The 24709-nt window shown below is 41.1% G+C and carries 18 protein-coding genes and 1 pseudogene; 4 read left to right on the top strand and 15 right to left on the bottom strand.

Annotation, left to right across the window (positions count from 1 at the left end):
• Positions 1-563, bottom strand: a 563-nt coding sequence (locus tag ACLTL4_RS04695; RefSeq protein WP_412320286.1) for a restriction endonuclease subunit S, incomplete at its 3' end; no start/stop codon positions are given.
• 443 nt (positions 564-1006) lie between these two features.
• Here ACLTL4_RS04695 and ACLTL4_RS04690 point away from each other — a divergent pair.
• Both ACLTL4_RS04690 and ACLTL4_RS04685 read left to right on the top strand, forming a co-directional pair.
• Positions 1007-1540, top strand: a pseudogene (locus tag ACLTL4_RS04690) (hypothetical protein); the annotation flags it as partial.
• 76 nt (positions 1541-1616) lie between these two features.
• Positions 1617-2042 (top strand): helix-turn-helix domain-containing protein, encoded by a 426-nt coding sequence (locus ACLTL4_RS04685; protein ID WP_147632795.1) that lies wholly within the window; start codon positions 1617-1619, stop codon positions 2040-2042.
• Positions 2043-2112: 70 nt separating this feature from the next.
• Here ACLTL4_RS04685 and ACLTL4_RS04680 read toward each other — a convergent pair whose 3' ends face one another.
• A complete protein-coding gene (locus ACLTL4_RS04680; RefSeq protein ID WP_412291393.1) occupies positions 2113-2496 on the bottom strand; it encodes a VOC family protein in 384 nt (127 codons plus the stop codon).
• A complete protein-coding gene (locus ACLTL4_RS04675; protein ID WP_147632793.1) occupies positions 2493-4004 on the bottom strand; it encodes a class I SAM-dependent DNA methyltransferase in 1512 nt (503 codons plus the stop codon). The genes ACLTL4_RS04680 and ACLTL4_RS04675 overlap by 4 nt, the downstream gene beginning before the upstream one ends.
• Positions 4005-4347: 343 nt before the next feature.
• On the opposite strand from ACLTL4_RS04675, the gene ACLTL4_RS04670 reads away from it, so the two are divergent.
• Both ACLTL4_RS04670 and putP read left to right on the top strand, forming a co-directional pair.
• Positions 4348-5583, top strand: coding sequence for an Nramp family divalent metal transporter (locus ACLTL4_RS04670; protein ID WP_412320285.1), 1236 nt, complete (start codon positions 4348-4350; stop codon positions 5581-5583).
• A 224-nt stretch (positions 5584-5807) separates the two neighbouring features.
• Positions 5808-7337: a sodium/proline symporter PutP gene (gene putP / locus ACLTL4_RS04665; protein WP_412291392.1), complete on the top strand. Its 1530-nt coding sequence runs from the start codon at positions 5808-5810 to the stop codon at positions 7335-7337.
• A 165-nt stretch (positions 7338-7502) separates the two neighbouring features.
• Here the strand turns inward: putP and asnB are convergent, their stop codons facing one another.
• The 12 genes from asnB to ACLTL4_RS04605 form a co-directional block, all read right to left on the bottom strand.
• Positions 7503-9041, bottom strand: a complete 1539-nt coding sequence (gene asnB, locus ACLTL4_RS04660) for an asparagine synthase (glutamine-hydrolyzing) (RefSeq protein ID WP_173865492.1) — start codon at positions 9039-9041, stop codon at positions 7503-7505.
• 333 nt (positions 9042-9374) lie between these two features.
• Complete coding sequence (locus ACLTL4_RS04655; protein ID WP_412291390.1) at positions 9375-10424, bottom strand: glycoside hydrolase family 3 N-terminal domain-containing protein; 1050 nt, start codon at positions 10422-10424, stop codon at positions 9375-9377.
• A gap of 194 nt (positions 10425-10618) precedes the next feature.
• Positions 10619-10765: a DUF4869 domain-containing protein gene (locus ACLTL4_RS04650; protein WP_412291389.1), complete on the bottom strand. Its 147-nt coding sequence runs from the start codon at positions 10763-10765 to the stop codon at positions 10619-10621.
• Between the two features lie 167 nt (positions 10766-10932).
• Positions 10933-11892 (bottom strand): Cna B-type domain-containing protein, encoded by a 960-nt coding sequence (locus ACLTL4_RS04645; protein WP_412291388.1) that lies wholly within the window; start codon positions 11890-11892, stop codon positions 10933-10935.
• A 10-nt stretch (positions 11893-11902) separates the two neighbouring features.
• The gene (locus ACLTL4_RS04640; protein WP_412291387.1) at positions 11903-12751 is read right to left on the bottom strand and encodes a class C sortase; all 849 of its coding nucleotides are present in this window, start codon (positions 12749-12751) and stop codon (positions 11903-11905) included.
• A 92-nt stretch (positions 12752-12843) separates the two neighbouring features.
• Complete coding sequence (locus ACLTL4_RS04635) at positions 12844-14412, bottom strand: SpaH/EbpB family LPXTG-anchored major pilin (RefSeq protein WP_412291386.1); 1569 nt, start codon at positions 14410-14412, stop codon at positions 12844-12846.
• 78 nt (positions 14413-14490) lie between these two features.
• Positions 14491-17784: a Cna B-type domain-containing protein gene (locus ACLTL4_RS04630; RefSeq protein WP_412291385.1), complete on the bottom strand. Its 3294-nt coding sequence runs from the start codon at positions 17782-17784 to the stop codon at positions 14491-14493.
• Positions 17785-18164: 380 nt separating this feature from the next.
• Positions 18165-18956: a response regulator gene (locus ACLTL4_RS04625; protein WP_412291384.1), complete on the bottom strand. Its 792-nt coding sequence runs from the start codon at positions 18954-18956 to the stop codon at positions 18165-18167.
• Positions 18953-21328 (bottom strand): histidine kinase, encoded by a 2376-nt coding sequence (locus ACLTL4_RS04620; protein ID WP_412291383.1) that lies wholly within the window; start codon positions 21326-21328, stop codon positions 18953-18955. The genes ACLTL4_RS04625 and ACLTL4_RS04620 overlap by 4 nt, the downstream gene beginning before the upstream one ends.
• Before the next feature lie 137 nt (positions 21329-21465).
• Positions 21466-22611, bottom strand: a complete 1146-nt coding sequence (locus ACLTL4_RS04615; protein WP_412291381.1) for a tyrosine-type recombinase/integrase — start codon at positions 22609-22611, stop codon at positions 21466-21468.
• A 294-nt stretch (positions 22612-22905) separates the two neighbouring features.
• The gene (locus ACLTL4_RS04610) at positions 22906-23199 is read right to left on the bottom strand and encodes a hypothetical protein (RefSeq protein ID WP_022118418.1); all 294 of its coding nucleotides are present in this window, start codon (positions 23197-23199) and stop codon (positions 22906-22908) included.
• Positions 23200-23212: 13 nt separating this feature from the next.
• The gene (locus ACLTL4_RS04605; protein WP_215658797.1) at positions 23213-24589 is read right to left on the bottom strand and encodes a YeiH family protein; all 1377 of its coding nucleotides are present in this window, start codon (positions 24587-24589) and stop codon (positions 23213-23215) included.
• Positions 24590-24709 lie beyond the last annotated feature (120 nt).

The following is a 24709-nucleotide window of genomic DNA, read 5'->3' as shown; positions in this document are numbered from 1 at the left end:
ACAAATCGGGATTTGACAAGAGTGTCTAATTGTTCTAATTCCTGTTTTCTGTCATCTAAAATCTTTTTAATTTTATCAAACAAATCCGCTATTTCAGACTGCTCTTCTTTATCAGGAACTGGCACGATCACATTTCGCACCATTTCACTATTCAAATTGTTCACCACTCCACCAACGGCCATAGACTTTAATTTTTTATAGGTAGTTTTCGAACTTAAATAATAATACAAAAAACGCTTATCAAATAATGCATTTTCATCTCTTAACACAAGCCAACCATCATGGATGCATCCATCTATTTTCAGTATATATGGTCGCCCAAAGCTCATAGAATTAGATAATAAAAAATCTCCCGGCTTTACATATCTCGATTTCTTCATACCTTCTACAATAATTTTTTGAGCAGTCTCAGTTATATATATGGAATCTGAAGTATCACCTATCTTTATCCAATTAATTCCACTTTCATTATCCGTAATATACTTATCAATTGGTCGTGGTGAAGCACCACGTTCAACAATACATACTTCTCCAATTTTTTTATATTTCCATAATTTTTCCATCTATAATCATCCCCATAACCCCACATTTACCTTGCAGTTTCATCTGCACTGCAAATATGAATTTTCTCGTCTTTTACCTTAAACAAAGGTATCTCTGTTTTACTGTTTCTTGTTTCCATGTCTATACTTTATTCCAGAATAACATTTTTCAGTTCCTTGTGCAAGCCGTTTCCTTTGTTTTGTTGCAGTTGCTTATTGTTTATGTTGTCTTTTTAATATTTTTCATTTTCTATTGATTTAAAAAGAGTTATGTGTTAGTATAACAGCAACGCATATTTTCTTAACGTTCTTGGCATTGTGCTGTCTATTAATCTATTTCACATTTCGAAAATTCATGCTTTTCTTTCAAAATTAATAAAAAAGCAGGAGTTTCAAATGTTGACCGATTAGCAGACTGCATATCCACCACACTTTTGTATACTCCTGCCAAAGGAGCTACTTCTATGGTGCAAAATGAAATGCTGAAAGCAAACCGGATGTACAAAGACACTGTATTCCGTATGCTGTTCTCTGACAGAAAAAATTTATTGTCTCTTTATAACGCAATCAGCGGTTCACATTATGATGATCCGGATAAACTTGAGATTGTGACACTGGAAAATGCCATTTATATGGGTATGAAAAATGACCTGGCTTTTATCGTTGATACCGACTTATTTCTGTATGAACATCAGTCTACTTACAATCCAAATATGCCGCTGCGTGATTTATTCTATATTTCCAGTGAATACCAGAAATTAGTAGATCACAAATCTCTCTATTCTTCTGTATTACAGAAAATACCGGCACCGCAATTTATTGTATTTTACAATGGTCTGGAAAAGAAAAAGGACTACTGGGTAAACCATTTATCCGAAGCTTTCGAAAACCAATCCGGTGATCCAAAGCTGGAACTGGAAGTTCTGACACTGAATATCAATGAGGGGCATAATAAAGAACTGATGGAACAATGCCAAACTTTAAAGGAATATGCACAGATTTAAAAAAATATACATAACCATTCAGCACAGGTCGAAGCACTTGCTGCTGAGACCGTAAGAACATGATTCAGGTGTGCAAAAATCCCATTGCGAAGCAATTTCGGATGGATTTTTGCATTGTAACTGTGAAAGTATTGAACAGTTACTAAATCTTGTACGCAAATACACGAAAGATTTTGAATTAAACGAAGCGGTTGAACAGGCTGTTAATGAATGTATACATGACAACATTCTTTCCGACTTCCTTCGTGCAAACAAAGCAGAGGTGATCTCCATGAGTATATTTGAATATGATAAAGAACTGGAAGAACGCAAACTCCGTAAGGCGGAATATGAGGCCGGGGTAGCTGATGGTATCAAAACAGCTACCGAAAATATTAAAAGGGAAGATGCTCTTTCCTTAGTTGATCTTGGCTTGTCTGTTGAGCAAATTGCTACTGCTTTAAAAATTGATTTAAAAACCATTCAAAAATGGATTGAGCAAAACCCACAAAGTTAATTTTACACTCGTGGGATTTGCTCTGTTGATATTCTATATTTTAGCTGTGTGGAGCGTGAAAATCACTTTGCTACACAGTAATCTCGATCTGGTTGCCTTCGATTCCCACTACGCAACTCTCGTAATATCCGTCTCCGGTTATCCGTGGACCGCTGATGATTTCATAGCCATCTTCTTTTAATTTTGCTGTCAACTCATCTACTTTTTCTTTGCTTCCGACGCTGAATGCAATGTGAATATATCCGGTCTGTGTAAGGACTTTCGAAGAATCCTGCATCTGCGGCTTATTCATAATTTCCAGTCTTGCCCCATCGTCAAAGGAAAGGAAGTAAGAGCGAAAGTCTGTTTTCGGATTGTGATAACCAGCGTTTGCTCTGGCATTCAGATAGGTTTCAAAAAATGTTTTTGTTTTTTCAAGATCTTTTACATACATTGCGATATGTTCTATTTTCATGCCATCTCATCTCCTAACATTTTTTCAAGTTCTGCCATGCTCTCCTGTACTTCTTTTTCCAGTGCCCGTAAATTTGCCATAATCTCAGATGTTGGCGGATATTCTACCGGAATGTATTCTATTTCTTTGTATTTGTTGATGGAAAGGTCATAGGCATTGTCTACGATTTCCTGTTTTTCTACGAAAAAAGACTGGTCGGTTCGTTTACGGTCATTTTCTGCTTCCAGATTTTTAAATCTTGCGATGATATCCGGAATATCGTTTTCTTTGACTTCGGAACGTTTGTCATCCAGGCTGCGTCCATCTGCTTTCATATCATAGAACCACACTTTGTCTGTTCCGCCATGCCCGGTTTTCGTAAAGATCAGGATCGCTGTAGAAACTCCGGCATATGGTTTGAACACACCAGACGGCATGGAAATCACTGCTTCCAGTCGCTGTTCTTCCACGATTGCTTTCCGGATATCTTTATGGGCTTTGGACGAACCGAAAAGTACGCCATCCGGTACAATGCAGGCACATCTTCCGCCTGTTTTCAACATTCTTACAAACAGTGTCAGGAAAAGGAGTTCTGTCTTTTTGGTTTTGCAAACTTTCAGAAGATCTGCCGATACAATATCATAATCCAGGCTTCCTTTGAATGGTGGATTTGCCAGGATCAGGCTGTATTTTTCTTTATCTTCGTTCTGGTCGGAAAGACTGTCTCGATATTCGATATTCGGATTGCTGACACCGTGTGTCATCATGTTCATTGCTCCGATACGCAGCATCGTTCTGTCCATATCGTAGCCGTGGAACATATGATTCATATAGTGTTCCTTGTTTTTTGCATTAAACAGAACTTCTGCTTTTTTCTTTTTTCGCAGATATTCACTGGACTCTACCAGAAATCCGGAGGTACCGCAGGCCGGGTCGCAGATCAGGTCATCGGCTTTTGGATCCATCATTTCTACCATCATTTTTATGATATGACGCGGTGTACGGAACTGTCCGTTTACACCGGCAGTTGCCAGTTTTGAAAGCAGATACTCGTAAATATCTCCCCGGACATCTTCACTTCTTAACTGCTCCATTTTTTCGTAGATTTCATCCATGGCAGTCACGATCTTATCCAGCATGACCGGTGTCGGCACTTTAAAGATCGCATCTCCCATATATTTTGCATAGGCACTCTCTTTATCTCCATGAAGATTTTTGATAAACGGGAACACATTTTCCTGCATATTTGCATACATTTTCTGAGCCGGAAAATCGTGAAATACGCTCCACTTGAGCTGATTCCCCGGAACTTTTCTGTCTCCGATTGTTACGTTTTCTTCAAATATGCTTTTATATGGCAGACCAAGCATAATGCTTTCTTTCATATGTACGTTATCTGAATCATCCAGATCGCGGATAAACATAAGATAGGTCATCTGTTCGATCACATCGAGCGGATTTGTCAGTCCGCCTGTCCAGAAAATTTCCCATAAACCGTCTACTTTATTTTTTAATTCCCCTGTAACCATATTTTTTGTTTTCCTTCCTTTTCATTCTATATATTGTCAAGCGGATATTCGCAATCCGCTTTGCTACTTGCTCATAACATTTAAGGCTCCGTCCGGAAAATTTCATTTAAATTATCTACCTGATAATTATACGGTTTTCGTCTATTTTTCGCAACAAGCGAATATTCTTTTGACAAGCTTCCGTTTCGATGCATATAATAAATGCACAGAGTTAGTTATAACTAACTTCATAAAACTACAGGTACTGCTATATGATACCTGCAACAAGATTCTGAGGGAATCTGCTCACTGTTCTGCAAAAGCGGGCATATTCTTTAAAGAAGTGGAAAAGGGGAAGTATTTTATGATACAGAAACACAAAAAGCAGCCACTAAATTTTCTTAAGTACATTGGTCCGGGACTTCTGGTCACGGTCGGTTTTATCGATCCCGGGAACTGGGCTTCGAACATTGCCGCCGGTTCCGGGTATGGCTATCAGCTTCTGTGGATGGTCACGCTCTCCACGATCATGCTGATCCTTCTGCAACATAATGCCGCCCATCTCGGCATTGTTACCGGACTTTGTCTTTCGGAGGCTGCCAGCACATACATCAACCGAATTCTCAAGAACATCATTCTGTCTACGGCAATGATTGCTTCGATTGCCACAGCTATGGCGGAAATCCTGGGCGGTGCAATCGCTCTGCAGATGCTTTTTTCAATCCCGATCAAACCAGGCAGTCTGCTGATTCTCGTGATCGTTTTGTTCTGTACGTTTACCAATGCCTACCGGCGGATTGAAAAATTGATCATTCTTTTTGTCTCGCTGATCGGATTTTCATTTTTATTTGAGATCTGCATCGCAGGAATCGACTGGAAACAGGCTGCCATCGGCTGGGTAAAGCCTTCGTTTCCTGCCCATTCCATGCCGGTCATCATGAGTGTGCTCGGTGCGGTTGTGATGCCGCACAATCTGTTTCTGCATTCTGAAATCATTCAGAGCCGCCAGTGGTCTCTTGCGGATGATGCTGTAATTCAAAAGCAGCTGAAATATGAATTCCGTGACACGCTGTTTTCCATGATCATTGGCTGGGCGATCAACAGTGCCATGATCCTGATGGCGGCAGCAAGTTTTTATCAGAATGGAAATGGAACGACTGTTGACGATCTTGCAGTCACCGGTTCTATGCTCGCTCCTCTGCTTGGGAATATGGCATCACTGGTCTTTGCAGTCGCTCTGCTGCTTTCCGGGATTTCTTCGAGCATCACAGCCGGAATGGCAGGCGGTACGATTTTTTCCGGTATTTTTAACAAGCCTTATGATACTTCCGGTAAAGAAACAAAACTGGGGATTCTGGTGACAATGGTTCCGGCTGCTGTGATCATTTTGTTTATTTCTTCGCCGTTCCAGGGACTCATCTATTCACAGATGCTGCTTGCCGTTCAACTCCCGATTACGATCTTCACACAGATCTGTCTGACTTCTTCTAAAAGGGTAATGGGCAGATATGCAAACAGCAGACGCCTGAATATCGTTCTATGGATTACCGCTCTGACCGTAACTTTTTTAAATATCGGGCTTTTTATAACAGGTTTTTAGTATTTTATTATTGTAGCCTCGCCTAAATTGTGTTAATATTTGGTTTATAGTGTCATTTTGAGTCGCTGACACTGCACTGTGTTAAAGTCTCAACTGACAAACAATCCGTACAAAGACTGCTTCGACTGCTCTTCCGTACGGAACGTTAATCATAAACCGGATGTTTCATTTTCCGCATATGTGAATGACAACATCAAACTGCAGAAACTTAGGGAGGATTTAAAATGGATGTAACACAGATTCTAATGTTGATCACAATCCTGGTCTACCTGGCTGCGATGGTAGGTATCGGTGCGGTTCTGGCAAAACAGAATCAGACCACAGATGACTTCTATCTCGGCGGACGTACACTGGGACCGCTCGTCACCGCCATGAGTGCCGAGGCCTCTGACATGAGCAGCTGGCTGCTGATGGGACTGCCTGGCGTTGCTTACCTGTCCGGTACGGCTGATGCAGCGTGGACTGCAATCGGACTGGCAATCGGAACTTATGTAAACTGGCTTGTTGTTGCCAAGAGACTTCGTAATTATACGCATGTCTGCGGAAATTCTACGACACTGCCTCTGTTCTTTTCCAACCGTTACAGAGATAACAAACGTATTCTTTCCGTGATTGCAGCATTGCTGATCATCATTTTCTTTGTACCTTATACGGCTTCCGGATTTGCAGCCTGCGGCAAGCTGTTTGCAAACCTGTTCGGAATGGATTATCTGCCGGCAATGCTGATCAGTGCGATCGTTATCGTAGCTTACACCACACTGGGCGGATTCCTCGCAGCAAGTACGACAGACTTTGTCCAGAGTATTGTTATGACGATCGCGATCGTTGTTGTATTTGGTTTTGGTATCAGCAAAGTCGGCAGTTTCAGTGCCGTTATGGACAATGCAAAATCCATGGCCGGATACTTCAGCCTGACGCACACGCACGATGTCGCTACCGGAACAGCTTCTCCTTACAGCCTGCTGCAGATTTTCTCTACACTGGCATGGGGACTTGGATATTTCGGTATGCCTCACGTACTGCTTCGTTTTATGGCGATTGGTGATGCAAACAAACTGAAACTCTCCAGAAGAGTTGCAACCGTCTGGGTTGTGATCTCCATGGCTGTTTCCGTATTTATCGGTGTGATTGGAAATGCTATGACAAAAGCCGATGTCCTTCCGACTTTAAAAGATCCGGAAACCATCATTCTGGTTGTTGCAGATCTGATCTCCAAACATGGTGTTCTGGCAACGATCATTGCCGGGCTGATCCTCGCCGGTATCCTGGCAGCTACCATGTCAACTGCGGACTCTCAGCTGCTCGCTGCTTCTTCCAGTGCTTCTCAGAACATTCTGAAAGAAGTATTTATGAAAGACATGAGCGAAAAGACCGGTATGCTGATCGCACGTATCACCGTTCTTGTTATCGCACTGATCGGTGTATTTATCGCACGTAACCCGGACAGTTCTGTTTTCCAGATCGTATCCTTTGCATGGGCAGGCTTTGGTGCTTCCTTTGGACCGCTTGTTCTGCTGGCACTGTTCTGGAAACGCTCCACATTCCAGGGTGCTCTCTGCGGAATGGTCAGCGGCGGCGTTATGGTATTTGTATGGAAATTTCTGATCCGTCCGATGGGCGGTGCACTTGGTATTTACGAACTGCTTCCTGCATTCCTTCTTGGTCTTGCAGTAAACGTAATCGTAAGTCTCCTGACACCGGCTCCTTCCAGAGAAGTTCAGGATGAGTTCGATAAAGTAGCTTCTATGAAGTAAAAGAATGTAAAAAACAAAATCTTGAAAACACAATAGGATGCCAGAGTCAAAAGACCTGTATTTCATGGAGTTTTTCCATTTAATACAGGTCTTTCTTTTTCTGATAAAACCAGCTTATCATTTCTGCTTTTACCAGAAGACAGGGGGAAAAATGTCATTTAAGGATTATCTTTTTACAAAATATTCTTCATACCATACAAGGAAGGTATAAATCGTCCATACTTTTCTCCAGTTATCGGAATTACCTCCTACATAGTCATCGAAAATTTCGTTGATCGCATCTACATCAAAGAATTTCTCTGCGATCTCACTGTGGAACAGACGCTGTACATCCTGATTGTATCTTGCATCGGCCATCCAGATACGAATCGGCACAATGAATCCCAGTTTCTTACGGAATGCGATCTCTTCCGGGAGTACTTTTGCTGCTGCGGTACGGAATGCCACTTTGTTCTGCTCTTCGTTGACTTTAAAACGGGACGGCATTCTTGATGCAATATCAAAGATCCGGCGATCTGTAAGCGGCATACGGATTTCCAGCCCTGCTGCGGTACTCATCTTATCTACATTCAGATAGATATCGCCTTCCAGCCAGATCTGAATATCAACATCGGACATTTTTGTAAGCGGATCAAGACCTTCCGTCTCTTTGTAGATTTCATGCGTAAGATTGATCGGAAGAACTTCCGGATTGTAGTGTTTGAGGATTTTCTTCTTTTCATCTTCCTTCATGATGTTTGTATTGCCGACATAAAATGTCTTCAGATTTTCACCGTAACGTTCTGCATTGCGGTACATATTGTAACCACCGAAGAATTCATCCGCACCTTCTCCGGAATAGCAAATCTTCGTGTGTTCTGCGGTTGCATTGCAGGCAATGGTAAATACGATCGCAGATGCATCTCCAAGCGGCTGTTCCATATTGTACATAACATATGGTACGATATCAAAATACTGCTGTGGTGTGATCTTGCAGACAGAATGTTCTCTTCCGAGAAGTTCCGCTGTCTTTTTTGCAAGACGTGACTCATCAAATCGTTCTTCATCATAACCGCAGGAATCGGACATCTTTGCATCTGACATTGCCAGTACATAGGAAGAATCCACCCCACTTGACAGGAAAGATTCTACGGTTTCGTCCTCTGTCTTTACTTCCGGCATGATGGATTTCAGCGTAGAATGGATCTCATCTGCCCAGTCTTCCAGAGATTTGTTCTCGTCCGGCTGAAACTTTGGAGTCCAGTATCTGTGAATTTCCACTTTTCCATCCTTCCAGATCAGATAACGTCCCGGCAGAAGCTTTTTCAGACCTTTGAAAAAGGTATCCTCACCGGCACCATAGGTCAGGCTCATATAGATCTGGAGCATCTCTTCATTCAGCTCTTTTTTAAATCCCGGCTGTCCGATGATGTCACGGATCATGGTGCCGTACAGAAGTTCACCGTCTTCTGTCTGGTAATAATAGAACGGTTTTGTTCCAAACTGATCTCTTAAGCAGAACAGCTTTTTCTCCTCTTCATCCCACAGGGCAAAAGCAAACATACCATAGATATGGTCTGCCATCTCGCCTCCCCATTTCTGGTATGCTTTTACCAGAATTTCCTGCTCTTTTTCTTCTCTTGGCAGTGCCGGATCAATCTCCAGCTCTGCACAGAGTTCCTTCCAGTTGCGAATATGTCCTCGATAAGTTTTTACAGTGATCATTTGTGCTTCCTCTCTTTTATAGGTTATTGAAATTTCTCTGTTTTTCGACTTTTTTCATCATAATTCTTTCACATTTTATCACACTAGATGGGTGGTTGTAAATTTTTATTTAATCAAATCAAGTAAGTCCCCTGCTTCAATTGCGAAAAGTAATAAGCAGTGGGTGAGGAGCACGCTCATTTTACTATCCGTTCTGACACCGCAATATTACTGTTCCAGAGTCATATCTTCTGGTATCATTATAACACGGCAAAGACCGCACCTCACAGATTTTTCCGTGAGGTGCGGCCTGATTTCCTGAAAATCCACGTAGGAAAGTTTATGGTTTTGTATTTATTTGACTTTTACTTTTTTTACATTGCTGTAACCGGTTTTAACTGTTTTTCCTGCAATCGTCTTAAGTGCTCTTACTTTTACATAGTAAGTTTTTTTGCTCTTGAATTTTTTGACTGATGCACTTGCTTTTTTCACCGTTACTGTTTTTGCCTTCTTAAAGTTTGACTTTGTTGAATAAGTGATCTGATATTTTTCAGCACCGTCAACTTTTCGAACTGTTACTTTCGCTGTTTTCTTTGCATTGCTCTTTACTGACTTCAGTTTCACTTTTACAGACTGGAATTTCAGTGTTTCCAGTGCTTTCAGTTTTGTTTCTGCTGCTGCTTTATCTTTCGCATCTGCCTGTGCTTTTTCATAGAAATCTGTCTGGAAAATCCTTGTCTGAAGAATCATATTCAGCATATTGATCGCACTTCTCTGAAGATCACCAAGACGCATCAGAGCATTTCCATTCTCATCAACAATATTGGCATTTAAGCCTTTATAAACCAGCTCGGTATTCGGACTTGTCACACCATAATTCGCAGCACCCGGCATTTCTGAATCATTTCCTGCATACATCAACTGTGCTCTTGCACACACATCAAAATCGGTGTAATCCAGTTTTCCTTTTGGTTCTGCAACCTTTTTAAAGGTATCCACCATCTTGCCATATTTCAGGCCGCGTCTTCCGGTAAAGTTATCCATTGGATTCCAGTCTGTCATTACAAAATCTCTGAATCCCCATTCGTTTCGAAGGATTTCCGTCAGAAGTCCATAATGCAGGAATGTCTGAACGCCATTGATGCTGTTGTAAGAAGACATAATATAATCCGGCTGTGCTTTCTCTACTGCAATCTGAAATCCTTTCAGATAGATTTCTCTGGCTGCTCTCTCGGACATAACAGAGTTGTTGTTAAAACGCTCAGATTCCTGATTATTAAATGCAAAATGTTTTAAGGTGACACCTACACCTGTCTTTGTTCCGTCTTCATAAGTCTGAATACCTTTTGTCTCAGCTGCTGCTGTTGTTCCGGATATCTGCACCATACAATCGATAAAATTCATGATAACTTTGCTTCAAGATACCATATTTTCCAGAAGTTCGGATTCCATAAATCTCTTCAACACTATATGGTAAAGAAGGCAGAGATTCTCTGGTCGCAATCACGTAATCTCTGATCATATCAATCAATGTAGTTTTCCCGGTCGCACTGTCCCCAGGATCATGGTCAGATTCCGACGGACTTCAAAATCATATTTTAATCGTTTTGTCGAAACAACTCTACATCTAAAATCATTTCTTTTACAAACGGATCTATAATCCAGCTATCTTCATAATCATATTTAAAGTAAGCCGCCGTGTTATACACTGCTTCTTTCATATCTCCGTAAAAAATATTCAGCATATCTTCTCCTTTCCAGACCATTTCAAATGCAATATATAATAATATTTTGCTTTTTTAACTTCTTCATCACACTCTCCCTCATTGTACCCCACTATCACTGTTAAACAAACAAATTTTTTCAACAACAAAGGCAGCACTTTTACATGCTGCCCTCTCTGCAAATTGCTTTAATTTTTATTCTTTTTTCTGTAAACCCACAACCCTGCCAATACAACCGCTGCTCCGCCAAGCATCAGGACATACCATGTAATGTTTGTTGTATCTCCTGTTTTGACCGGAGGATTGGATGGCGGAGTAGACGGCGGGCTCGGTGGTGTCCATGTATTTATGATCGTATAAGTGCTGCCTTCCGCAGTGATTTCCGAAGTATAACCTGACGGAACAGCAAGCTCTTCTATTTTCCAGTTTTCTTTTTTACTTAAATTTTTCCATTGATAAGTCCAGTTATTGTTTGCATTCAGCGTTACTTTTTCGAACAGTTTTCCATTCTGGTAAAGTCCCACGGTAATGGAAACCGGGCGTTTTCCCGCTTTGTCATTGTCATCTTTCCAGACTTTATAGACGATCAGATTTTCGATATCCTCCGGATAGACGATCTTTCCTTTCGGTTTGCAGTTTACGGTTCTTGTCACATTTTCATTCTCATCCATCCACGGTAGCACAACGAGATAGGAATCTGTTTCATAAGAATATCCCAGTTTTTTGAAATCTTCTGCTGAATTATTTTGCTTTATAAAATAAATGCCGTCTGAAAGTTCTGTATAGCTGACGATACCATCTGCTCCGGTAACTTTGCTGCTTATTGCAGAGCATTTCTTTTCCTCAATATACTCGTCTAATTTTTTTACATTTTTATTATAAATTTTCTTTTCAAAAAGATGATCTGGATCAACATCTGCATCCTGAAAATCTTTTGTCAGTTTATACGCTCCATCTGCCTCAAGATCTGCGACTTTATACAATGCCAGTTTGATTCCCTGAACCGGGTTTTTTGTATCGGTGTCTGTCTGCTCTACCTGTATCGTTCCGGAATATTCCTGTGCCTGAACATGAAGCGGCAGAAATACTATAATGAATAATCCCAGAAATATACTTGTTTTATTTATTATTTTTTGAAGTTTTTTCAAATTTCCCACCTCACTCTGTTTTCTTGTTTCTACCAGATCTTTTCTTTTTCCAAAATCCGATAAAAAGAATAAGCACAACGGTAATTCCAGTTACATAAGCCCACAGATAATTATCTACGACAACTTTGGGCGTGACTGCAATCGTATCGTTTTTGCTGAAATCATAATCAATCCGTTCTCCACGTACCAGTAACCGATGGTCATTAATGCCAAACGGCGTGCAGGTAAGCAGTGTCACATAATCTTTCCCTTCTTCAATATAAAGATCATCCGTGTTTTCCGGCAATACTACCTTGATCTGATCAACCTGATACGCAAAATTCTGATTCAAAACATGTATAAAAAAAATATCCCCTTCTTTTACCAGATTTAAATCGGTAAAAAGTTTTTTGGATGCCATTCCTGTATGAGCAGATAAGACGGCATGCGTTCCGTTTCCTCCTACCGGAAGTGATGTGTTTGCAAGCAGGCCTATACCTTCATCCAATACTTTTTCAGAGGTTCCATAGTAAATCGGCAAATAGACACTGATGGAAGGAACTTCCACATAGCCCAGCATCGCTTCCGCCTGAACCATCCAGAATGTTTCAAATTTTGTTCCTTTCAGATTTGCAATGTTATCACCGGTAAACGGATCTGCCGGATATCCACCCGGAAGTGTCGCATTGTATTCATATGCCAGCTGCATGGTTTTTTCCAGTTCCTCCTCACTGCTGTCCTTCATCTCATTTTTATAGTCCGCAATTTCCCGATTGGCAAACTGCTGATTGATGAAACTTGCAAAACTCGGATAACAAACCAGTACAATACCGCCCACAATGATAAGAACTGCAATCAAATGTCTGATCTTCTTTACCATGTCTGCTCCTTTTGAAAATTCCGGGATGCACGAAAGCACCCCGGATTCTGTGAATTCTTGGAAACTTTTATATTATTTGAATTGTTTGGAAATTACTGTCTTTTACGGCTGAACAGTTTTTCCAGTCCGAAATAGAAACCGCCAAGTACGATCAGTGCTGCACCGCCAAATAAGCAGTACATTGCGGTTTTTGCACCGGTTTCCGGAAGGCTGATGCCTTTGACATTGAAAATTTTGACTACAAGATCAACACTTGCTGTTCCAGCTGACTGATTTACTTCAACTACTGCGTCACTGGATGTGGAACCCTGTGTAAGAGTAAGTTTTCCTTTTCCGCTTAATTTTCCATCTGCTGTTTTTACATCCTCAATAGTAACCACTACATCATTTTCCAATATGGAATATCCGTTTGGAGCCTGTAACTCTTTAATAGTATAAGAACCTTCTTTTAAACCTGTGATTGTTGCATAATTTCCTGTAACATCAGAGATAATCAGTCCTTCTGCTTTTTCAATGGTTCCATTTTCACCGTATGTATAAATTCCAAGTTCTTTACCCGTACTGTCATAAATTCCGAATTTAGCACCGGCCATATCCTTTGTTTCATCATTTTTATCTACTTTGCGAATCTTAAATCCATAAGTATAGGTTTTTACTTTGTCATCCAGAGTTCCTGTGTAGTTTTCCTGATTCGGATTGTTTGTATACTCCAGGTGAATATCATTCGGGTTTCCTTCTGATCCGATCACTGCATCTTCAGCCAATTTTGCAGTATATTTCAATGTCAGTGTCTTACCCTGATATGCAAGGATTGCATCTGCTGTAAGTTCGGCAACAAATTCTCTGTCTGTCTCCTTTGTCATCTTGTAATCTGTGTCTTTTTCCAGTTTCTGGCCATCATCCCCCACATAGATTTCAAGATTTTTCTGGTAGTCCAGACGAGTAAATGTATCAGTCAGTTTAAAGACTAGTTTTGTTTTATCTACATTTGCTGCATAAGTCGGAATAGAAGTTGTCACTTCATACTTAATTTCATCACCGACACTTGCCGTATTTTCTTTTACCGGTGTTTCAGCATCGCCCTCCAGAATGTTTTTCTCAAGCGTTGTCTTAGAATCCTTCGGTGTGATATTTACATCTTTTACCAGATTTACAAGAACCGGTTTGGAAGAAACCTGTGCTTTATCTGCGGTTGCTGTTTCGGACACTACATAATATCCGATAGGCAGATCATTTGCCGGGACATTCATTGCTGTAATACCTGCCTGAATTGCAAATTTCTCCAGTTTTGCTGCCAGATCTGCTGCTGTCGTGTTATTTGTATTGGCCCATTCACCGTCATCAGTTACTGCTTTTCCGTCTTTCAGGATTTCGTTATCACCATTTAATGTATAACCATTTGCTCCGTTTTCAAAAAATGGTTTAAATGCATCTTCCACTGTGTAGGTAAATAAATCTTCGCCTACCTGTTTTGCACTCATAACTTTATATGCTTTAAAGGTTGCATTTGGTGCATTTTCTGATCTTGTAATATTCAGATTTGCTGTAGTTCTCTTTGTTGTACCTGTACCCTCATCTGCCGCAAACGCTGTAACCGTCATTGCAAGCACCATGATAACGGATAATAAAAACGCAAACATCTTTTTTGTCGTTGATTTCATATTGTACCTCCAATTCTTTTTTCATCGTCTTGTCATTATGCAACTTTGCTTTCGTTACTCACTTTTTCCGTTTTTTTCTCACTCCTTATTTATCACTCCTCTGTTTTTATTATTTATCATCAATAAGGTTCCCCCTACTAATAATCCAAGTCCCAGCAGCATTATCTGAAATCTGTTGGTTTTTCCTGTCTCCGGCATCGTGATCACGGATGGTTCTTTATAAGTGTTTGTGATCGTCGTAACATTTTGAGTTGTATCCATGGTTGTTGTATTCTTAATTCTGACACGCTCATAAAGATACGTGATCGCGTCCGGACGCTTTTGCTTGAAATCGCCATTGGAAGCCATGTAACTTCCATTTGAGTTTTTTAATGCGTGATTCCCATCGTCATACTGCAGTTTGGTTGCTTTATTTGAAGAATCCTGCAGGTCTCCTTTTCCTTTCTGAAAATATTTTCCATTATTTTCCAGTGTCGCATAGCTACCATTTACATGTGCTGTCCAAAGCGTCAGATTTGCTGCATCCTTGTCTGTGATATAAGCACTGTAACTGTTGTTATTTTCATCCGTCAGCTCCGCATCTGTTCTGACTGCTACCGATGGTCCGGATAAAGTGCTCTTGCCAGCCGAGGCTCCGATGGTTGTCTGTGTACCTTTCATACCTGCTGCGAGAATATACTGCTTTCCATCCTGCATTTTTGTGACCGGTACCCAGGCATAAGAATAGGTGATGACTTCTTCTGTTCCGTCAACGGTTCCGGTAATGATCGAACTGGTATAGCCTTCCGGAACACTGCACTCTTTTGCCGAATAGTGAATCTCTTTGCCTCTTTCATCCAGTTTTGGCAATTTTTCAAACGTATAGGTCCAGTTATTTTTATCACTGAGTTCTGCTATGATCCCGGTTCCGTTTCCATTTTTCAGAAGTTCTGCCTGTATGGATACCGGTCTTTTGCCTGCCTCATTGTTTTTATCTGACCAGTTTTTTGATACCTTCAGGCTTGTCACTTCTGTTATTTTCGTGTTCGTGATTGTTGCGGACGGACCGCTGACCGGAACAAATTTATAAAGATAAAAGGTCTGTGCCGTCTGTGCATTTGCATCACCGGTATGATTGTTTGTCAGAAGAAAATAATCATTTGCCGCTCCTAAAACATAGCTGAAATCATTTGGATAGTTCTCTACTGTCGGTGTTCTTTTCTGTTCCTTTCCATTCTCATCCAATGCAACATATCCATTCTGCCCTTTTCCGGTTTTCCACTGCAGTCCATAATACAGAAGGCTCTCGTGTGCCGTTCCGTCCGATATATCTCCCTGACCGTTAAATTTCGGATAACAGCCGGGATTCGACACACTTTCCAGTAAAAACCAGTTATGATATCCAACCTGGTTTGCCGCATACGCTCCTTTTGCATGAGCCGTCCACTGCATTCTTTTATGCTGAGCTGCTTCTTCCTGCGTGATATGCGTTCCGTAGGTCTGTCCATTGATGGTGATCGGGCCATCTACTTTGATCGTTCCTGCTCCATTACCGGGCGTCCAGCTGAATCCGCCTCCGCCACTTTTGATTTCCATGCCGGTCACATTTCCGGTTCCCGGTGAGGTCACGATCAGGTAAGTCTCTCCGTCAACCAGTTTATCGGTACGCACCCAGTAACCTTTCTGCTCAGAATCATCATTTCCGGTATTTGCGGTACTGTCTGTATTGCTGTACTGATATTTGACGCTGTATCCCTCCGGCACATCTTCTTTCACACTGTAAGAAATTTTCTTTCCTGCCTGATAAACATCCAGTTCTTCAAAGGAATCGGACCAGTTGTTTGCTTTGTTTAAAGTAAGTGTCTTTCCGGTATCAGCTCCATTTGCATAGAGATGAACAGTAATGCTCTCCGGTCGGTCACTCTCTGTATCGTTTTCCCAGTTTTTGCTCACCGCCAGATCTGTTTTTTCCGATGCCGTTGAGCCATCCGGATCTACCGTGATCGGCGGATCGTAGCGATTGCTTACAAAAGCTTCCGTCTGCCAGCTGTTAAACGCACCGTCCGGCAGTGTCACTTCTTTGTAAAAATAAAGATTTTCCGAACTGGATGCTGTTTTATAAGCATTCCCCAAAGCATCATTTCCTGCATTATAAAATCCCTGTGTCGTAACATCCGTTCCTGCCCCCAATGTACCGACATGCGGACAGGAGAGTTTTTTCTGCGTGGATGCCATCTGGATTAGACCGTGACACTGTCCCCAGATCTCATAAACATTGCTGAACATATAAAAACGATTATTTCCGGCATCATATGCGTTCCAGAGAAGTCCGTCGTAACTGTTATCCCCGTCATTTATAAAAATATAGTTCTGATAAGAATTTCCGTTTTTATCTTTGATGTTTTTATCTGTTACAGTAACCTGAGAACTGAGCATCTTGTCGGTCTGATATGCTTCTGCACGGTAGATCTTCTGCTGACCGACCTGACTGCTGCTGACAATCAGATACTGTTCTCCTGCCTTCAGTTCCGTTGCCGGAACAAACAGATGGACATTCGAAGAATCCACGGTTGTCTGATGTCTGCTCTGGGAATATGCTGTCGCATAATTTTTTACAGCCCGCTCTTTCACCTGATAATTAAGCGTTACTTTTTCGCCTTTGTCATCCAGCACATAATTGCCTTTCGCATCCACCTTATAAGCCGGATAGTGGCTGGCAAACGCTCCTTTCCAGTCGTCTTCTGCTGTCAGAGTCAGACTGTCGATCACCTGATTATCCAGGTACAGATCCAGTGTGATCGAATCCGGGCGGTTATACTCGGCATCTCCTGTCCATGCTTTTTCCACGGAAACGCCTTCCATCTCTCCGCTGTAATCTGCATACTGCGGATAAAGATCCGTAAAAGATTTCGTCACTTCCTGTGTTTTTACATCATCACAGACCGCCAGCGACATAAAAGCTTTCATCTGGCGGTTAAACTGTTTCTGGATCTGTTCTGAATTGATATTCGTTTCTTCTGTCTGTGTTTCACTCTGCGTTTCTTTTTCAGACTCGTGTTTTTCGGCAGCACTCTGAGCTTGTGTTTCCGACTGTTCCGTTGATCTGTCGGCAGTTTCCGGCTCACTTTTTTTCGTTTCTTTTTGTTCTGTTTCTTTCGCTTCGGTCTCAGGTTTCTCTGTCTCTTTTTTTGCTGTTTCCTGCTGTTCTGTTTCGTTGGGCTGCGATTGATCTTGCTCCGTATGATTTTGTGCACTTTCTGTCTGAACACTTTCCTGTACAACCTCCAGGCTCCTCTCTGCTGCCTGCATCTGCTCCTTTGGAGTCTGGTCATTTTCCATTGTCTCACTTGCGAAGACTGGATTCATCACGCTCACAATCAACAAGAAAACCATACATACAGCCAGTATTCTTTTCAGCAAATCATACTTTTTTGGTGAATGCCTACGCATTATTCCTCAGCCTCCTTCTTTCGTATCTTTCCGATTTATAAATTTCCGTTTCAGGAAAATCCTTTTCGTTTTCTAAATTTATATTATTTTTAATCAGCATGTTTCTTTTTGATGATTATAATCAATTCCTACCAACGTCATACCAACAGATTTCCGATTTACCGGAAAGAAAAAGAGAAGCTGTAAATACCTTTTCAGATACTTACCGCTTCCCTCTCAATTTTAAAATTCAAGAATGCATCGCATGACATATTCTTCTGTACTCCTCGGCAATCCGACGGGGGCTATATCGGATGGGAGATGAAATCTCGTCACTGATACAGTCATACTTCATAATCATTCAGCATATTTCCCAATATGTACTCTCCCCAGGAATACTCTGAGAGAAATTCACCTTCAAACCGTTCTTTTTCATCTGCATTTCCATCCTGCCAGGAATAGTAATCACAGTCAAAGATATCGGTATTTGCCATCTGCCCTCTCGCTGTTGAAAAAATAATATCTGCCAGGCCATTTTCTTTCAAGCTGTCCTTCAGACGCTTCAGTGCATTATAATACACTTTCATGTATACGTTACTGTACTCCCGTGTTTCCCATATGGTATTGTAGATTTCTTCATTGCTGATCTCTTTTCCTCTTTTAACGAGGATCAGTGCCAGTATTTCTTTTGCCTTTCCCCGAAGAGGTATGGGAACACCATCTTTTTTGATGCCAAACCTTCCAAACATCTGAACATAAACACTTTTTTTCTGTCTCTGTACCAGAAGCCGCATCTTATCCATCGTTTTTTCGATGGTTTCTTTTCGGTAAGGTTTGACAATGTAATCATCTCCGCCAATCTGATTTGATTCCCGCAGATAATCATCGTACGCAGAAATAAAAACAATCAGAATCCCCGGCATTTTTTCTCTGAGTGCTTTCGCACATTCGATCCCGTTCATTTCCGGAAGTTCTATATCCAGAAATGCGATTTCAAAGGAATGATTTTCTGAAAACTCAATCGCTTCTTCTGCACTCTCAAATGCTCCTTCCAGCTTTAAATTTTCTATTCCACTGCTCAGACGTTTAAAAGCTTCGATCATCAATGGTTCATCATCAACTATGATCCCTCTCATTCTTTTTTCCTTTCTCTTGGTACGCTGACTGCAATTTCTGTCCCGACACCGATTTCGCTTTTGATCACAATGTTGGCATGCAGCTGTTTTTTCAGCCTGAAAATAACATTGTCAAGTCCGATGGAATCTCTTTCTCCTCTTTCTACCTCATCCCGCACTTTCTGATAATCAAATCCCACACCATCATCTTTTATCGTAATCAGGTTGTATTTCTCCAGGGTTTCCGTCCTTATGCTTACTGTGCCTCCTTTGCGGCCTTTTCGGTAGATTCCATGACGGATCGCATTTTCCACAAGCGGCTGGATACTGAGCGGCACAACCTGAAATTCTTCCGACGTAAGGTCATAAGTGACATTGAGGCGATTTCCCATTCGCATTTTTTCGATATTTACATAGGCTTTGATATTGTCCATTTCCTGCCGTATCGAAATCTGCTCACCATTTTGCATGGTCTTGATACACGCCCTCAGATATACCGTAAAATCACAGATCAGATTGGAGGCATACTGTGGATCGATCAGAATGACTTCTCTTATCGAACTGAGTGCATTGTACAGAAAATGGGGCTGCATCTGGCTTGTAGAATTCTGTACACGCATCATTTCCAGATTCTGTTCTAACTGTTTCAGCTCCTGACGTACAATATTCTGACGCTTCACGTACTCGGAAATATCAAGCACCACGGAATATCCATACATAATACCGGAATCGTTTTGAATAGACTCCATTGTATCCAGCACCGGAAGAATTTCACCGTTTTTGCATTGAATCCGGTACCTGCATCCTCTTACTCCGGGTGAAGAAGCCGCTTCCTGTATAAATCTTCTGTACTTTTTACGGTCTTCTTTTACAATGATCCTGCTGTAATACCGCCCGACATTTTCATAAAATTCTTCCACGGTGTATCCTATCATTTTGCAGAGCTTTTTCCCCGCATATTCCAGATGAACAGGCTCACTGAGATAATAGCGATAGGTTCCGCCCGGAATCTGGCTGAACATATCAATTTTTTCTTTCATCTGCAAATGTTCCGCACTTGTCTCGCGGATACTTCCAAATACATTCGTGACCTGTCCCTTTTCGATCAACGGCATCATAACGATGGACAGCATTTTATAGGAGAACTTATCCGCACAGTAGATTGAGTCAAACGAAGTCGTCACCTTATACTCGATCGCATGATTTAATTCCCGGATCAGACCATCATAATCAAACTCCGGATGTCTTGCTTTATGTTCCGGTATCCGTTCAAAAAAATCATCCCTCAGCCCTTCGCCAAACATCGCATCAAAAGAATGGTTCGTAAGGATCTTTCCTGTTTTGATATCATATTCCAGAAGCATGCATTTCATTTTCTGAAGCAGACCAAGCACCCTCTCATACTGCATTTTGTATTCCATAGTTACTTTACTGCTGTTCCTGAACCGCAAAATAACCAGTACGCCAAAGCAGAATATACCGAAAAGAAATGCCGTAGCCAAAAGTGTGATTGATCTGCGGATTGCGATCAGGTTCGGTGCATACTCATGGCGTGCCACATCTGTATCGACCAGACAGATCAGATACCAGTCATTCTGTTCTATCGATGCATAAGAAAAAACTTTTTCTTTATCATCGCCCCATAAAATACTCCCGCTTTGTACCGATTTGAAATGCTGCATCAGCTTATTTGAATTTTCACAGATATCATTGATATTATCCGCTGTCGGATGTTTTTCTTCTGCACGTTCATTTTTCACGATGATATCACCGTCACGGTCAACAACAACCGAACATTCCATATCATCAAACATAGATTGCTGAAACAGATTTTCTCGGAGCAAATCTGTATCTTTACTGTAGAAAACAACACCTTTTATGTTTCCATTTTCATAAAACACAGTGGAGAATATAATTCTTGGTATATCTCCAAATTCTGTTGTTTCCAGATACTGACAGACAAACCTGCTTTTTCCCGTAATCACATTTTTAAAATATGTACGATCCGAAACATCACCTATCACTTTTCCCCTGTAATCTATGGCATTCCCCTTTTTATCAATATATCCCAGCGTGCGTATATTATTCTTTTCAACAAATGCCTGCAGTATTTTTCTGTCTTTCTCATCATAAAAGGACAGTCCTTTTTCCATCATACCGGAAATTGTAGAAACTTTATCAAACTGCTCCTCTATCACTTTATTGATCAGTTCCGCCTGCTGCTTTGCCAGAAACTGTGATTCGTCGTTCACTCGCCGGACAACATTTCCTTCCACCGTCCATCTCGATATACCTCCCACAAAGGTAACGATAACAGCAGCAACAGCCAGTACCAGAAGTATAACAAAATATTTTTCTTTTTTTTCAAAAATCTGATGTCTAGCAATCTTCATTTTTATAATACTCCCTGATATTTGCCAGTTTCGGATTCCTCTTTCTTCCTTCTCTTCCAAATCGCAGAGTATGACACTCTGCGACTTTCAGACGATTTTCCACGATATTTACCGGCATCTGAAAATATTCTGACTGCTCATCTGACGGTGCAGCCAAATCCTGCCGTTTCCAGTTTCTGGATATTTTTGCGTTTTAAATTCAGATCCGGATGAACATAGCGGTTCATCGTGATCACGGTGCTGGAATGTCCCAGGATCTCACTGAGCGTTTTTACGTCAAATCCTACCTCGATACATCTGGTAGCAAAGGTATGCCGGAGTGTATGGAAATGAGCATCTGCTATTTCACATTGCCGGTAATATTCATTCAGCTTTCGCTGCAGCAATCTCGGCTCAATAAAAGAATGATTTCCGGTCAGTATAAAAACACTTTTGTCCGCACATTGAAATTTTTCACAGAATCGGAAAACGCCATCCGTCAGCGGAATCGTTCGCATGGAACTGTGGCTTTTCGGTGTCCCTATCACAACCATTGTTTTTCGATTCTGCGGTTCCATGGAACTGTTCCGAACCCGCTGCACGGTATTTTTCACAGACAACGTATGATTTTCAAATGAGATATTTTCCCAACGCAATCCACAGATTTCACCGACTCGAAGTCCTGTTGTGATTGCAAGCATAACGCCAAGCTTGTACAGATCCATATCCTTTTCCAGATACTGCATCAGTCTTAACTGCTCCATCTGACTAAGCACTCTCAGTTCTTTTCGTTCTTCTTTGGGATATACGATCCGAACCGGAGTGAATGTTCCATTGCTTTTTTCGCATCCATAAACAAGTATCGCATGAAGCAGAAGCAAAATATCCCTCACCGTCTTGATTGCCAGACATTCTTGGTTCAAAAGTCGGTTCGTAAAATCTGCAATGTGTTCGGATGTGATTTCTGAAATAAGATACAACCCGAATTCCGGTAAGAGGTGCTTTTCCAGAATTACTTTGTATTTCGAATAAGAAGAATACTTTAATTTATTTCTGTTTACTTCCAGCCATGAAATACATATACTCTCCGTCAGCAATTTTTCAGACTCTTTTCTGTTGCTTTTTCCGGGAAAATTTTCATGACTTATCTGTAATTTTGCATGATTTACTTTTTCTTTGGCTTCCCGATAAGAATGTCCATAGCAGAATCCATACTGGATTTTTCGATTTTTATCATAGCCTTTGATGTAGCGTGCCTCCCATCTTCCATCTTTTCTTTTAAAAATATTTTCTCCTTTTGCCATTTTTTCTCCTCCAATTTGCAAAGCGGACACTAAAAATCCTGTTATCCTGTTTCATATCTGACTGCTTGTATGACTGCTGAAAATCACAGATTCGCCTGCAAAATACATTAAAATACATTTTTTTGTTTTTGTTTTCTCTTTTATTATGCTTTTATTAAGAAAATTTATCTTGCTAATTGAGAAAATATCATTTATCATGGAAAATACGAGAAAAAAAAGATGTCGCAGAGTGTCATACTCTGCGACTTTTTTGACGTCTGTTTATTCTTTTGAAATTTTTCTTTCACCTTATTTTTACTTATCTTTTTTCTCAATCCATCCCCAGAGTTTATACATGAAGAATCCCCAGATCAGGAACAGTGCAATGAGCGCCCACATGGAAACCGGTGATGTGTAGCAGGATCCATCTACATATTTTGCAAACTGTGGAATGTCCGCATAATAATATGCCCCTGCTCCAAAGTCCAGGCTGTCGATCAGTCCCAGACCATTTGCCATGATATAAACGGCTGCAATGACCGTCAGCACCAGAACGGTATAATTTACGACAGAAAACAGATTTTTCTTTTTTCCTGTTTTTTTCTTCATAGTCTGCATCTCCTTATAATGCCAGATTTGGCAACGGGAAGAATTTTCCGCTCAGCAGCAGATATACTGCCGCAAAAGTCAGAACAATGTTAAACAACTGTCCAACTACATAAAGTGTCAGTGGTTTTCCGCCTTGGAACTGTTCTTTGATCTCACGGAAATTTGTTTCCAGCCCGATGCTTGTAAATGCCAGAACAAATGCCCAGTTTTTATACTGATCCAGTACGCTGTTGATGGATGAAACGCTCTCTTTTCCGAATGCCGGAACTGCTATAAAAGATGCGATTAAGGAAGCGGCAAAAAATCCAAGGATAAATTTCGGAAGTCTGTACCAGATTTCGGATACCCCGATTTTTCTGCTGCTTTCTCCGTTATTTTCAACTTTTGTTGCAAAAAATACTGCAACTGCAAATGCGATAAATCCGATCAGGATATTCTGGATGGATTTTACAAGGACTGCAGCCGTCTGTGCTGTTTCACCAAGTGCAGTACCTGCTACGGTTACTGCTCCGGTTGAATCGACAGTACCACCGATCAGGGCACCGCCTATCAGCTCTCCAAGACCAGTTACACGGATCAGCACCGGCTCAAATACCATCATCAGTACTGTAAAAATGATTGATATAGATACAGTAAGTGAAAGGTCATTTTTCTTTGCTTTACTTGCTGCTCCGACTGCGATCGCTGCGGACGTTCCGCACACAGAGGTTGCGGTTGCCAGGGTAATGACAAACGGTTTATTGTCAATTTTTAAAACCCTGGTTCCGAACCACCACATGAAAAGAATGACAATCGGTGTTACGATCCATGCAATCCCCAGTCCGTAAAGTCCAAAATTAACAATATTGGAAAACAGTACGGAAAATCCCATGATCACCAGTCCGACTTTGATATAAAATTCTGTCTGGATCGCCGGCTTCAGCCATGCCGGTACTCCGATGGTGTTGGATACCAGAATTCCGATCAGGATTGCAAAAAATGCCCATTCCAAGTATCGGTTCAAGGTATATTCGGCACTGATAAATCTTACCAGAACTGCCAGAAGAAACAGTCCCAGAAATGCCGGAAGGTATTTTTTAACGGATAATCCCTTCAGGTGGTTTCCAACAGTAAACAGTACTCCAAGTACAGCCACTGTCAGAATCAGTTTTCCGAAAAATCCTGCGTTTACCTGTTCAAAAAAACTTGTTCCATGACCCCAGGTGCTGAATTTTGCAGCGTTAAAATCAAATGCTCCTGTGATCACGGCCACAGCACCGACTGCGATGATGATAAATCCGATCCATACTGCCAGCCAATCCTCTTTTTTCCAAAGATCACTCAGACTGGATGTCTCTGTTGTTACGATATTCTCTGATGTCGCAGCTTCTGCCTTTCTTTGACTACTCATAATGATCTCCTCCTTCAAACAACTTGGGATCATTATATTCGTTCTCTTACTTTTCTTCTATGGAATATATGTTTTATTTTTTCCATAGGAATTTTTACTGACATTTTTCCATAACTGTGA

Origin of the sequence: Hominisplanchenecus sp. (assembly GCF_046967715.1) — a bacterium.
Taxonomy (GTDB): domain Bacteria; phylum Bacillota; class Clostridia; order Lachnospirales; family Lachnospiraceae; genus Hominisplanchenecus; species Hominisplanchenecus faecis.
The sequence above is the reverse complement of the archived record's forward strand: the minus strand, read 5'-3'. Positions and strand labels throughout refer to the sequence as shown.